This is a genomic window from Bacillus sp. FSL W8-0519, assembly GCF_038005585.1.
Classification (GTDB): Bacteria; Bacillota; Bacilli; order Bacillales; family Bacillaceae_G; genus Bacillus_A; species Bacillus_A paranthracis.
Window position 1 is genome coordinate 2,907,227 of sequence record NZ_JBBOTL010000001.1, and the last position, 13,136, is coordinate 2,920,362.

The following is a 13,136-nucleotide window of genomic DNA, read 5'->3' on the forward strand; positions in this document are numbered from 1 at the left end:
TTACAAAATTTGAAAAGATAGCCTTTTCTATTGCTGTTCCCGCTCCCTATTCTTTTTCACAATATATTCAATTATAGTTTACGACACAATTAAATTTGAAATAAAATACAAATTTGTGATATAAATGGAACTAAAATATAAAACTTATATTAATCATTATTTTTCATAATAGTCAATCATTCTTACACAAATCATAATTATCTATTTTTGTATACTTAATTCTATTTGTTATTAATTCATACGATAAAAGTACCTTATTATGTAAATTACGGAAATACATTTAAATATTTTTCAACAAAAATCAGAATTCACTTATTATTAACCCCGAAATCTAGAACTACTTACCTTTGTATGTTGCAATATTTTAAAAATGTAAAAGTCACTATAAATAAGAAATATCAAATAAACATAATAGATTTATAGTAAAATGAAGAAATTTAAATACATCATTACTTTTCTTGTAACAGCACATAAAAAACCCGCATCATGGGAAGTAAATTGCTCATGATTCGGGATTTTTTAAGAGTATATTTTCATAACAATTAAATCACATACAAGTCCTTATATACCTCTATAGTAGAACTCTTTTCATCTATTATTTATTAAATTCAACTTGCATCATTTTATTAAACTGTGTAAGGATTTCAACCGGACCTAAAGAATTAGCATTGACAGCAAATGTATGCTTGCCTCCAATTACTCCACCAGCAAAAGTCATAAACCCAGGAATTGATCCTCCGTGCCCCCAAACTGAGACACCATTTGGAAGTTTCGTCTCATAGATTCCAAGGCCATATCCATCACCAACCCCTTTTCCTTCTATAGGAACTGTAGTAAGCATTTCTTTTAACTCGTGTTCCTTCAGTAACTTACCACCGAGTAAAGATGAAAAGAACTTGTTTAAATCATCCGCATTAGAAATCATATCTCCAGCTGCATTAGCTAAACTCGGATTATAATACGTAATGTCTTTCAACTCGCCTGTTTCGTCCATTTTCACATATCCACGAGCATGATTCTTTCCTGGAATGACGGGTGAATTACCTGGTAAAAACGTATTTGACAAGTCCAAAGGTTCAATAATCCGATTTTCGATTTCTTCCGCATAACTATTACCAGTTATTTTTTCAATTAGCATTCCCAATATTACATATCCTGTGTTTGAATACAACCAGTCTTTACCCGGCGAGAAATCTGGAGGTAGAGAAAGACCTATTTTCACTATTTCTTCTGCTGTATACGTTTTTTTCGAATTCATTATGTCAGCATCTTTTGACTTTAAGTATTCAGCGATACCACTTGTATGATTCAAAAGTTGGCGTATCGTAATTTGATTGCCATCATACCCATTTCCTTGAACGAGACCCGGTAGCCACTTCTCAATTGAATCGTCAAGTTGTACGCGATTTTCTCCAACTAATTGAAGAACCGTCGTGGCGGTAAAAGTTTTCGTCACACTACCAATTCGAAAGCGATAATCTGATTTCACCGGTTTCTTTGTGCTTAAATCTGCTACGCCAGCAGTATAACTACTAATTTTCCCTTTATTAGACGTCTTAGCTAATACCCCTGGTGCTCCAATTTGGATTGTTTCCTGTAATACTTGTTTCCAGCCATTCCGATTCTTTTGATCATGTACTTTTGACGAATTAGAAATACTTTGAGTAGACTCTGCTTTCACAGTAAAACCAGGTGTAAATAGAGTAGTACCCGCTAATAAAACTGTCAAACTCGCTAACTTCATTGAATTACGTTTTTTCATAAGGATTTCTCTCCCCTATTCATATCGTATTGATTCAAGCTATACTTTCATCCTATATGATAAAACTGTCTTTTTTCTTATCCATTCCTTACGAAATACTTACGTTTAAATTTAAATAAAGTTAACTGAGGAAGAGTTATGCATGCAAATAAAAAGAGAACATGTTTTCATTTTTTATGTAAACATGTTCTCATAAACATTTAAAATTCTATATCAACTTGTCATCCTATTCTTTACACAACTAATCTAAATTCCTTTTTACCAGCCCGCACTAGCATTCATTCCATTTCCAATAATAGAAAGTAATAGTGGCCATAATACTGGTCCTAATGTAAGTAATACATTTAGAAGTATGAGTATTCTATATCCACCGGTGAAATTATGATTTTTACGATTAACAAATACGAGACTGACTAATGATAGTATGGTCGTTAAAAATAACACTAACATTACCAACCAATACCACACCATTAAACTGAGACTCCATGGTGTTAATAGCTCGTGTATGATACAAAATGAAATTCCTAACACAGCAAAACTAAAGCTAGTCACCGCTGTTTTTATAAGCCATTTATTTATTTTTTTGTCGTATGTAGTTTTACAATATAAATCTATTAAAGTGAATAAAGATAAATATGCCATTAATACGCCTATCCAAGACAATAACCAGTCTCCGTCCCCTTTGAATAATAAGAACAGCAACCAACACATACCTACTGCAGAAAAAACAAAGGAAATAAGTATGCTTTTTAATACTGATTTCATTACATTTTCACACCCTTAAAAAACTTAAAAATTAATTATAATTTATAAAAATTAAGTATAGGTTAACATGTAATGAAGTATAAGTAAATAAAGTTAATTTACAGTTAATTTTATTTTCTTATTTAAAGGCGGTTTCATTTTTACAACAATTAAGGCTTCAATAAAACGTAATATATGTATTTCGCCTATTTCTCATACTTAGAAATTTATATCATACAAAATGAGATTCTGAGAACTTATCTCAACAAATGTTCCTTTCGGATATGGTACTCCCTCAATATCAAGGGTAAATATACTTCGGCCAATTTTAAAATTATAACATTCATGCTCAAAAAATGTTTCCACTTCACATACTATAATTGTGGAATTTCTATTATTTTTAATACAGTATTGCTTTTTGTCAGACTTATTAACATCTTTTCTCCACGCTACTGTATCTCGTATTTCTAGCTCGACATAATATTCTCGACCTTCTATTGGAGCTTCTCCATTCCAACTAGCTTTTCCACAACCAAACGGAGAAGAAAAGCTTACTACATTCTGGTCATTATATATTCCTTCATTTTTTATAATTTTAATTTTCACAGATTTCACCTCTGAATTGGAACTTTAATAAAACTCTTTATTAGCTCATAATCTCATACTTCTTCATGTTAATGATGTATTTGTTGTACCCCACATTACTCTGTGATTTAGGCTGCTCTACATTCCTTAAAACAGCAGTATGTATTTCAGACTTTCATGCTAACTTCTCCATCCTACTACTGTATATAATTTTTTAAAGCCAATATTTCTTCTCTATTGTAATCAACCATTGCCAAGAAATACTCGTCAAAATTGTTAAACCTATCTATTTCTTCTCCAGCAAACCAAATGATCTCACCTGGTCTAGATGAATTTGGTAAACATAAAACAAATAAGTCCTTATCAAATTCAGTTACCGCTATTGGTAATAACTCTTGCCTTACAACGCCACTTTCTTTTAACACATCGTCATCAATAACTGTTAATAACATTTGAGCGTACTCCATTATAGTTGATTTCTTCAGTTGTTCTATATCAAATAAGTCCACAGTTTGATACAACCCTTTCCAACCATTAACATGATTTAAAAAATCTCGATATTTTAAATCATGTTTATACCCCCATTCTTGTTCAAAAGCATATATATCCTCTTCACTTGCTCCTACTTCAGGAAAGTGATGTTGCCATATTTGCTCGACATCTTGCTTCATTAACTCTTGCTTCACTAAAACTAAAGTTGTTATCCTATCTTTCCAGTTAATCACCTTTTAGCCCTCCTCTATAAATTTAAGTGCAGTAGGTTTATCTATTAGCCTGTCCATCAAGAATTAACCAACTATGCAGATTCAATTTTCCATCTAATTTGTATTAAACACAAAAGGAATTTCTTTGTCCTAATTATTTATTTTATCATTAATTTCTATTTCCAAAGATAAGAACACCACCATTTTTCCAACATAGCTATGTCGAGAATGGATTCCACTTATACAAAAAAGATGACCCCAGCAACACGCTAAAGTCATCTTTTTCTACCTCATTATTTTACTAACTCTCCATTATAAGCTTTTATATCAAGTGGAGCAGTTAAATACTGTTTTGCTTTGCTAACGAAAGATGTGAAGTGTTCACTCGTATTATGACTCGCAACTGCTACTTCATCTTTCCATACTTCTACCATCGTATACACATTTTCTTTTTCTGTATCTTTATAAAGATCATAAGACACATTTCCACTTTCTTCTCTTGAACTATGAATGAGTGGTTGAATTTCTTCTAAAAATGATTGTTGTTTCGCTGGATCTACTTGAAATATTGCGTGAATAATAATCATGGTGTTTCCCCTCTCATCTTTCACTTATTGAAGTTCTTTTATAAAATTATTTCCACTCTGCAACTTTTTCAATTGGAAGACGTACTGATTGGTAACCACTGTCAGCTGCTTTTCCGATTGAAATTAACATAACTGGTACGTAACGTTCTTTATCTAATCCGAACGCTTCAGCAATTTGGTCTTTTTCAAAACCACCAATTGGACAAGTATCATAGCCGTGAGCACGAGCTGCTAGCATAAATTGCATTGCTACAAGACCACCGTCAATAAGTACAGTATCTTTCATTACTTCTGGTGTAACCATTGAGAAGTAAGCTGAAAGTTTTTTCATTTGGTCTTCTTTTACTTCTGCTGGCATGAAACCACGCTCTACTGCTGTTCCGTAAATTTCTTCTGCGTTATCAAAGTTGTTTAAATCACCAAATAAAGCGATCATTGCTGAAGATGTTTCTACTTGAGATTGATTGAATTTCGCAAGTGGTGCAAGTGTTGCTTTCGCTTCGTCACTTTCAATCACTACGAATCTCCATGGTTGCATGTTTACTGAAGATGGCGCAAGTGTTGCTTCTGTAAGAATTTCTGTCATTTCTTCTTTACTAATTTTCACTGAAGGATCGTACTTACGAATGGAACGACGTCCTGTTAAAATTTCGTTAAAATCATTTGTTTTTACTGAGTTAGTCATAGTTGTATTCTCCCTTTTTTATAATTCTTTTATATTTTCTTGAATGTGATTTAACATATTTAAAAGATTATCGCGTTCTTCTTCACTTAATCCTTTAAATGCCGATGCTGCAAAACGTTCTTTTTCCTCTTGAAACGCTTGAATTTTATTTCGTCCCTCTTCAGTTAGAGAAACTAACGTAATTCTGTTATCATCTGGATTTTTACGTCTTACAATCATTTCATTAGCCTCAAGCTGCTTTAAATGCCTCGTAATCGCCGCATTATCAATATTCACTTCTTGCTGAAGTGCTTTTTGACTAATTTCACCTACTTCATATAACTGAAGTATAAGCTCTAAACGAGATTGGCTCATACCTGTACACCCTTCAAACTTCGAACTTACTTCTTTATTTAGAAAGTGTAATTTATATAAAATAATCGCTTCTTTTGAGCATGAACTTGTCAAATTACCCCTCCTTTACATCCAATTAAAAAACATTTGATATATCAATAGTTGATACGTCAATTAATATAATCTATATCGATTAAGAATGCAAGCATTTTGTTTTCATTTTATTTTTTCCAAATTAAGGCGCTTTGTAGCGTTACAAAAAATGTAAATTACATTATAATAGTAATAATTTAAATGACTGGAGAGTGATTGTAATGCGGCAATACACAAATAGAAATGAGGAAATGAAAATGGAAAATGAAATGAGGATATTGATATATGACAACAATAAATATAGGGATTGTCGCGCATGTAGACGCTGGCAAGACGAGTTTGACTGAACGTATTCTTTATGAAACGAATGTGATTAAAGAAATTGGCCGAGTTGATGGCGGAAGTACGCAAACAGACTCAATGGAATTAGAAAGGCAGCGCGGAATTACGATTAAAGCATCCGTCGTTTCTTTCCTTATTGATGACTTAAAAGTAAATGTCATCGATACACCGGGACACGCTGATTTTATCGCTGAAGTGGAGCGATCATTCCGCGTTTTAGACGGTGCGATTTTAGTTATTTCTGCCGTTGAAGGTGTGCAAGCACAAACGAAGATTTTAATGCGAACGTTACAGAAACTAAACATACCGACTATTTTATTTGTAAATAAAATTGATCGTCGTGGTGCAAATAGTGAAAAAGTTGTAAAGCAAATAAAAACGATTCTTTCAAATGAAGCATTCCCCTTTTACTCTGTCCTAAACGAAGGAACAAAGGAAGCTCGTATTATTGAATATAAATCATATGATGATTGTATAGAACGATTAGCACCATATAATGAATCGTTACTTGAGTCATATGTAAATAACGAAATCGTAACGGACACAATGTTAAGAGAAGAACTCATTAAACAAATAGCGCAAGCAAATGTGTATCCGATTTTCTTCGGTTCCGCAATGACGGGTATAGGAGTATCTGAACTACTTGAAAATATTTCAACCTTACTTCCAGCTCATAATCTGTCTCAAGACGAAAAATTGTCCGGTATTGTTTTTAAAATTGAACGTGAACCTTCTGGAGAAAAGATTGCATATGTAAGAGTTTTTTCTGGTAACTTACACGTTAGAAAACATGTTGATATACAGCGCGATCAGTCTCTACCACATAAGGAAAAGATTAAAAAAATGTGCATGTTTCATAATGGAGATGCTGTTCAAACTTCTACCATTCCTAGCGGAGAATTTTGCAAAGTGTGGGGACTAAGTGATATTAAAATTGGTGATATTATCGGTGCACGGACTGATTATATAAAAGATATTCACTTTGCCGAACCACAAATGGAAGCTGCCATCGATGCAGTACCTAAAGAACGAATTCATGATTTATACACTGCTCTTATGGAACTATGTGAAGAAGATCCACTCATTAAAGTGTGGAAAGATGATGTTCATAATGAACTATACATTCGCCTTTTCGGTCAAGTACAAAAAGAAGTAATTGAAACGACTCTTTTTGAGAAATATAATTTGCAGGTTACTTTTTCAAATACGCGAGTTGTATGTATTGAGAAGCCAATTGGCATTGGGATTTCCGTTGAAGTAATGGGCGAAAAAACGAATCCATTTTACGCAACAGTTGGATTCAAAGTCGAACGTGGTGAACTTAATTCTGGCATAACATATACATTAGGCGTTGAACTTGGCTCACTACCTTTAGCATTTCATAAAGCGATTGAAGATACTGTATTTCAAACGTTAAAACAAGGTTTATACGGTTGGGAAGTTACGGATATTTCTGTCACGTTAACGCATACAGGTTATGCTAGTCCTGTTACAACAGCGAGTGACTTTAGAAACGTAACGCCACTCGTTTTAATGGATGCTTTAAAGCAAGCTGAAACATATGTATATGAACCAGTAAATAAGTTTGAATTAACTGTACCAGAGCATGCAATTAGTACTGCAATGTATAAGCTCGCTGCCGTTCCAGCAACTTTTGCAGAGCCTATATTCAATAACAATTCTTATCAGTTAACAGGATCATTACCTGTTGCGAAAACAGAGAGTTTCAAACGAATACTACATTCATTTACAGAAGGAGAAGGCATATTTACAACGCAGCCAGCTGGTTTCACAAAGCTTACGGCTCCCTTCCCTACTCGAAAACGTGTTGATTATAATCCGCTGAATCGTAAAGATTATTTGCTTCATGTGTTGAAGGCTTATTAAAAGTAAAAGAGGTGCAATTCGCACCTCTTTTTGCATGTATTGATAAGTTATTTTTCCCTAACAACTTCTTTAAGCTTTTCTATTATATTTGCTATCGCTTCAATTGAATTCTCTGTTTCATATTCCCCAACATTTACAGAATGATTTGTATTTTTAACAACATCGATCGTTAAATTCGTTTTATGTAACTGATCAATTTGATTTGCATTGTATTGGTGATCTTTATCCCCAATAACTAAAAGCCCTACGTGTCGACTATGTAAGAGAGAATCAAAAATTTTATCAAACGTCAGTAAAGGTGTAAGTAGTATCATTTTTGACTGCGCGAATTCTTCTCTCCTCATTAAATCATTTGCAATCGGAATTGTCCCGAGTGACTTCCCTAAAAACATCGATTTGCTGTATTGTTCATTTTTCAACACTTCATTTATTACGGGATTAATATCATCCATCATTACTTTCGTTAGTTCTTCTATTGGTTTATTCATTACCTGTTCATCGTAAGAGTAATGAATATGTACAACATCAATTTTATGTTCAAGCATAAGCATCGTCGAGTAATAAAATAACGGCTTATCGTAATTATATCCTGAACCTGAGAACATAAAGCAAACCTTACTAGAACCTTTTTCGATATGTGTGTAACGAATTACTTTGTCATTTATATGTACCTCTTTTTTAGTCCCCTTCATCGTTTCTCCCTCCGAATACATTTACTTTTGTAGTACGATATGTTCTGTGTGAACTGATACATCCTTTACTTTCTCTTTTATAAATGCAGGCTGTAAGTTATATGTATGCAGTTCTTCTACTGGCACCCATCTAAACAAATACGTTCTACCCTCTTCTTCCAAAATATATTGATCCGCTCCATTTGCAGGTAATTCATGTAGCTCTACTTCATAATAAAAACTAATCTCATGAAACTTTCGCTCAGAAAGTGTAAAGAAATTTTCTACTGACCATATTAACCTTTTCCTTTTAATAGGAACACCTATCTCTTCCGCAAGCTCTCGTTTTAATGCATCTTCACTATTCTCTAGCATTTTCACTCTTCCGCCGGGTACATACCAAAAATCTTCACCGTCACCTTGCAGAATGAGTATTTTACTATCGTATTTACAAATTGCTCCGACGCGGTAATTAAAACATGTTTCCTCAACTTTAAACGTAAGATCCATCCGTAATGCCCCCTTATATAAATATCGAATTATCACAAAACAATTATGTAATTACTGTACAAATAAGGTTACTAAATTTATCCACTTCATTCAATCTTTTTCGAATTTTCCAAACTTTTGTTTTTCATCATTACAATTATATATACATATGTTACAATCACATTGCACACTAGAAAACATTATGGGGGTACGGATGGAAACGTTATTAATCCAGCAAACTGAGAAATCAAATAAGTTTTGGAAAATCGTTGTGAAAGAAAAAGACTACGTTGTGTTTTACGGAAAAATTGGCACAGCTGGTAGTGTAAAAGCGAAAGAGTTTGAAACAGAAGAAGAATGTATGAAAGAAGCTAATAAACTAGTTGCTTCCAAACGTAAAAAAGGATATATAGACCCTATTCAAGGGGAAGATTACATAAAAGAAAAGACGATAACCGAAGAAGAATTTTGGGAACTACTCGCTCGTGCAAAAACGAAAGGTGAGGACCAAGAAGAACAAATAGAATGGCTTACTTCCCACCTTGCTAAACGTACAGTACATGAAATTGTTGCTTTTGATACGCATATGCATCGTATTTTGAAAGATTCCTATACCTCCCGTTTATGGGCAGCCGCTTATATTATTATGGGTGGCTGTTCAGATGATCCTTTTGATTACTTCCGTGGATGGTTATTATATCAAGGAAAAGAGACATACGAAGCTTGTATTGAAGATCCAGAACGATTAATCCCTGTATTAGAAAATTTGAGTGAGTATGACGTTCCAGAAATAGAAGAACTTTCTTTATATCTCGGTTTCACTGTATATGTAGAAAAAACTGGTGACGAAGATGATACTTACTTTACACTTTACCATGTCTTATCTAATGAAGAATTCGACGATGTTGATTTTGAATTTGACTGGGATGAAGACGATGAAGAAGGTTTAAAAAAGATGTTTCCTAAGCTATGGGAGATGTATGGGGAAGAACCGATTGAGTGGTAGATTCATATTAGGACTCTGTTTAACCAATAAACAGAGTCCTTTTTTCATAAGATTCCTATTTAAGCTCTCTTTATTTCATACCACTTATCCAATAACATCTTTTCTCTTTCCCTTGAAATACCTGCTTTTAATTCCCATTCGTCCACACTCTTCATCCACTTATACACATCTGTAACTGTATGTTCTAACCTTCTAAAAGTAAGTCCTTCTTTAACAGCACTTTCAATACTAATTGAAAATCCACCTTTCCACGGCTTCGTTTCCCCTTCTAATGGAAAAGTTTCCGGAATCCATAAAGGCATCTCTGTCCAAGGCTCTATTTTTTGTTCCTTCATAAATGACTCATCTACCCAAATGAATTCAGCATCACTATTCGTAACCTTTTTACACGTATTTAATAGCTCTTCCATCGTCAATTCATCATTCGGACCTGTAACATTGAATATACCTGCTTTATTGTTTTCTGCCATGTTGAGTCCCCAGTTTGCGACGTCTTTTATATCAACTATCTGCACTGGACGGTCTTTTCTTCCTGGAACTAACACTTCTCCTCCCTTTGCTATACGCCCAATCCAGTATGGAAGTCGATCCGTATAATCAAACATTCCTGAAAGAAGTCCTGCTCTTACGTGTAAAACACGCCCCGGCCAATACTTCTCTGCTTCTTTTTCGCATAATACTTTCAGTGCACCATAATGCTCATAAGGAGATATTTCACCATTTTCTACAGTCTTTATTTGCTCAGCCGTCGGTTCAGGTTGTAATATATAGTCTTCTTTTATGTCATGCGGAATCCAATCTTTATATACGGAAAGGCTTGAGATGAATATATAGTGTTCAATATTATCTTTAAGTACTTCTCCAACATTTCTAATGTGATGTGGAGAAAACCCACATGTATCCACGACAACATCCCATTTTCGATTTTCTAAACTGGATACATCACCATTTCTGTCCCCGATAAGCTGCTCCACTTCTAGAAAAATCTCCTGGTTTGTTCCACGATTAAATAATGTAACTTCATGCCCTCTCTGTAAAGTCTCTTCTACGAAAGCTCTTCCTAAAAATCGTGTACCACCTAGAATTAATATCTTCATAGTTCTCCCCCATTCGTGATTGAAAATCCTTTCTTTTGTTAAACGATTTTTTGTTGTGGAAAGTTACGGGGAAAGCTTAATTTTTTCTACAAGTTCAATATATGTAATTTCGACACTTTTTCTATATTAAAAACAATAATATAGAAATATTCATTCTGTCGATTTCCATTTCATATATAATTAAAATATCGGATATTCGATTAACCACTTCTACATACTTAGGCAGGTGAAGAATATGAATAAACACATAGTTTATCATTCAACATTATGTATTTATTTTCTCACATCACTTGTATATATCATCTTGCTGAACATAGAAAATGGTCGTAATTATTTGGGGTTTACCATGGTTGTTCCACTTTTAGCTGTTATTTTATTTCAAAAATTATTTAAGAAACAAAACTTAGTTCACACATTTGGATTTTCACGTCCCAAAATAAAAACACTAATTTTCTCCATATTATTGCCACTACTTCTAGGACTATGTCTCCATTTCTATTTTTATAATGATGATATAAAGTTCTTATATCATCATTGGAATGAATTAGGATTTCTCTTGCTCGTTGGTCTTACAGTCGGATTTTTATCTGCATTATTAGAAGAGATTATATGGCGTGGGAATTTTCATTACTATTTACGAAAAAAATATTCATTCAAACAAACAGCTATTATTATAGCTTTTCTCTGGTCTTTATGGCATATTCCAGTAGCAATCTTTTATAAAAACTATGAGTTTTGGTTTGTAGGAATATTAAGTTATCTTGCTTTATTATTTATATTATCTATCATTTTGACGTACACAAGGGAATATGGTGGTTCCGTAATATCACCAGCAATTTTACATGGTATGTTTAATGTATTTTATTTAACAGATGTAGTACAAAACAAGTGGGATGCCAGCCTAATAGAATTAATTAAATTTACCTTACTAGCAATTGTGCTGGGCACGATGTATCTTATGCTACACAAAGTTAAAAAATAGTTAAACAGCTAAGAAAAAAGATGTTTCTTCTTTTAGTTGAAAGCAGCCTTAATAGATTAAAAAGTACTTCAACACCTTGCAATTATTTAATAATCGTATAGGTGTTGAAGTTTTATAATCTTAGTTACATAACTTTGTTAACACCACACTTTTTTCTATCATGAAGTACAAAACAAGTTTAACTAAACCTTTCATTCTTATTTTCATAAAAATACCCATATTAATCTTTTAAATAAGGAAGTATGTATCCTTTAACTAACTCCCATCTATCCCGTGCATTCGGCATAACTTCAGAAGTAATTACTACAACCAATTCCTTCTCTGGAATACAACAAATCATATTCCCACCATCACCCATTGCACAGTATGAAAAGATTCCATCTTCTCGTAACCACCATAAGTAACCATATTGATTTTGGTTCATTTCTGTTGATTCTTTTATCCATGATTTTGATAGTATTTGTTTTCCATTATGAATACCTTCATTCAAATACATCTGTCCAAACTTAGCCATATCTTTAACTGTTAACGTTAGTCCCCAGCCGCCTGTCGAAATACCATTTGGATCATGAACCCATCCTTTTACATCTTTTCCGAATAAGTCATCAAATCCAAACGCTTTCATATTGTAGTTTGGAATTTCTCTCATGTCGAGTGGCTGAAATAGCTGTTCATTCGCAAATTCACGCGCACTTTTTCCTGTTGCACTCGTGATAATTGCTGATAGTACATGCGCTCCTGCAGATGAATATTTAAAAGTTCCAATCTCTCCGCCGTTCCCCATTCTATGAAGTGTATACTGTACCCAGTCTGGTTGTGTACATAATTCTTCTAACGGTTCCTGCCAGTCTACAAAAGGATATGGAGCTGTCATTGCAAGTAAGTGTCGCACTGTTATTTCAGATTCCTTACGTTTATATTCAGGAAAAAACTCTATTACTTTTTGATCAACGCTTTTTATATAGCCTTTATCTATACATATCCCAATTAGGGCCGAGATTATCGTTTTTGTGACTGACACTACATGAAATGCATCATCTGGACCATGCCCGTTATAATAGTTTTCAAAAATAACATTACCTTTCTGCACTACTAACATACCATTCATATTTTTGTATTCTTCTTTTATAATTTGATCTAACTTTTCAGCAGTTTTCATTATTCTTTCC

Annotated in this window: 14 protein-coding genes; 3 read left to right on the plus strand and 11 right to left on the minus strand. The window is 33.5% G+C overall.

Annotated elements, in window-relative coordinates; all coding sequences use genetic code 11:
* Window positions 1-595: 595 nt before the first annotated feature.
* From NST14_RS15280 to NST14_RS15310, 7 genes are all read right to left on the minus strand, one after another.
* Entirely contained in the window at window positions 596-1,762 is a 1,167-nt protein-coding gene (locus tag NST14_RS15280; RefSeq protein WP_073535843.1) for a serine hydrolase domain-containing protein, read from the minus strand.
* A gap of 258 nt (window positions 1,763-2,020) precedes the next feature.
* A complete protein-coding gene (locus NST14_RS15285) occupies window positions 2,021-2,527 on the minus strand; it encodes a DUF3902 family protein (RefSeq protein WP_229142782.1) in 507 nt (168 codons plus the stop codon).
* 198 nt (window positions 2,528-2,725) lie between these two features.
* Complete coding sequence (locus NST14_RS15290; RefSeq protein ID WP_000694018.1) at window positions 2,726-3,112, minus strand: hypothetical protein; 387 nt, start codon at window positions 3,110-3,112, stop codon at window positions 2,726-2,728.
* 176 nt (window positions 3,113-3,288) lie between these two features.
* On the minus strand, window positions 3,289-3,816 hold the full coding sequence (locus NST14_RS15295) for an SMI1/KNR4 family protein (protein WP_103102614.1): 528 nt from the start codon (window positions 3,814-3,816) through the stop codon (window positions 3,289-3,291).
* Window positions 3,817-4,088: 272 nt separating this feature from the next.
* On the minus strand, window positions 4,089-4,382 hold the full coding sequence (locus NST14_RS15300) for a putative quinol monooxygenase (RefSeq protein WP_048557761.1): 294 nt from the start codon (window positions 4,380-4,382) through the stop codon (window positions 4,089-4,091).
* A gap of 46 nt (window positions 4,383-4,428) precedes the next feature.
* A complete protein-coding gene (locus NST14_RS15305; protein WP_048557760.1) occupies window positions 4,429-5,067 on the minus strand; it encodes a nitroreductase family protein in 639 nt (212 codons plus the stop codon).
* 18 nt (window positions 5,068-5,085) lie between these two features.
* On the minus strand, window positions 5,086-5,514 hold the full coding sequence (locus NST14_RS15310) for a MarR family winged helix-turn-helix transcriptional regulator (RefSeq protein ID WP_000204172.1): 429 nt from the start codon (window positions 5,512-5,514) through the stop codon (window positions 5,086-5,088).
* A gap of 264 nt (window positions 5,515-5,778) precedes the next feature.
* Between NST14_RS15310 and NST14_RS15315 the strand changes: the two genes are divergently transcribed.
* A complete protein-coding gene (locus tag NST14_RS15315; RefSeq protein WP_061536650.1) occupies window positions 5,779-7,722 on the plus strand; it encodes a GTP-binding protein in 1,944 nt (647 codons plus the stop codon).
* Window positions 7,723-7,769: 47 nt separating this feature from the next.
* Here the strand turns inward: NST14_RS15315 and NST14_RS15320 are convergent, their stop codons facing one another.
* Window positions 7,770-8,414, minus strand: a complete 645-nt coding sequence (locus NST14_RS15320) for an alpha/beta family hydrolase (protein ID WP_061536649.1) — start codon at window positions 8,412-8,414, stop codon at window positions 7,770-7,772.
* A gap of 21 nt (window positions 8,415-8,435) precedes the next feature.
* Window positions 8,436-8,903: an NUDIX hydrolase gene (locus tag NST14_RS15325; protein WP_061536648.1), complete on the minus strand. Its 468-nt coding sequence runs from the start codon at window positions 8,901-8,903 to the stop codon at window positions 8,436-8,438.
* A gap of 193 nt (window positions 8,904-9,096) precedes the next feature.
* Between NST14_RS15325 and NST14_RS15330 the strand changes: the two genes are divergently transcribed.
* Window positions 9,097-9,888, plus strand: coding sequence for a DUF4240 domain-containing protein (locus NST14_RS15330; RefSeq protein WP_229142783.1), 792 nt, complete (start codon window positions 9,097-9,099; stop codon window positions 9,886-9,888).
* A 59-nt stretch (window positions 9,889-9,947) separates the two neighbouring features.
* Here NST14_RS15330 and NST14_RS15335 read toward each other — a convergent pair whose 3' ends face one another.
* On the minus strand, window positions 9,948-10,985 hold the full coding sequence (locus NST14_RS15335; protein WP_000697743.1) for an SDR family oxidoreductase: 1,038 nt from the start codon (window positions 10,983-10,985) through the stop codon (window positions 9,948-9,950).
* A gap of 226 nt (window positions 10,986-11,211) precedes the next feature.
* On the opposite strand from NST14_RS15335, the gene NST14_RS15340 reads away from it, so the two are divergent.
* Complete coding sequence (locus tag NST14_RS15340; RefSeq protein ID WP_073541993.1) at window positions 11,212-11,967, plus strand: CPBP family intramembrane glutamic endopeptidase; 756 nt, start codon at window positions 11,212-11,214, stop codon at window positions 11,965-11,967.
* 220 nt (window positions 11,968-12,187) lie between these two features.
* Here NST14_RS15340 and NST14_RS15345 read toward each other — a convergent pair whose 3' ends face one another.
* A complete protein-coding gene (locus NST14_RS15345; protein WP_061536647.1) occupies window positions 12,188-13,126 on the minus strand; it encodes a serine hydrolase domain-containing protein in 939 nt (312 codons plus the stop codon).
* Window positions 13,127-13,136 lie beyond the last annotated feature (10 nt).

Coding starts and splice junctions, on each gene's coding strand:
- NST14_RS15280 (WP_073535843.1), bottom strand. CDS start 1,762: ATGAAAAAACGTAATTCAATGAAGTTAGCGAGTTTGACAGTTTTATTA.
- NST14_RS15335 (WP_000697743.1), bottom strand. CDS start 10,985: ATGAAGATATTAATTCTAGGTGGTACACGATTTTTAGGAAGAGCTTTC.
- NST14_RS15345 (WP_061536647.1), bottom strand. CDS start 13,126: ATGAAAACTGCTGAAAAGTTAGATCAAATTATAAAAGAAGAATACAAA.
- NST14_RS15325 (WP_061536648.1), bottom strand. CDS start 8,903: ATGGATCTTACGTTTAAAGTTGAGGAAACATGTTTTAATTACCGCGTC.
- NST14_RS15300 (WP_048557761.1), bottom strand. CDS start 4,382: ATGATTATTATTCACGCAATATTTCAAGTAGATCCAGCGAAACAACAA.
- NST14_RS15305 (WP_048557760.1), bottom strand. CDS start 5,067: ATGACTAACTCAGTAAAAACAAATGATTTTAACGAAATTTTAACAGGA.
- NST14_RS15285 (WP_229142782.1), bottom strand. CDS start 2,527: ATGAAATCAGTATTAAAAAGCATACTTATTTCCTTTGTTTTTTCTGCA.
- NST14_RS15320 (WP_061536649.1), bottom strand. CDS start 8,414: ATGAAGGGGACTAAAAAAGAGGTACATATAAATGACAAAGTAATTCGT.
- NST14_RS15315 (WP_061536650.1), top strand. CDS start 5,779: ATGACAACAATAAATATAGGGATTGTCGCGCATGTAGACGCTGGCAAG.
- NST14_RS15330 (WP_229142783.1), top strand. CDS start 9,097: ATGGAAACGTTATTAATCCAGCAAACTGAGAAATCAAATAAGTTTTGG.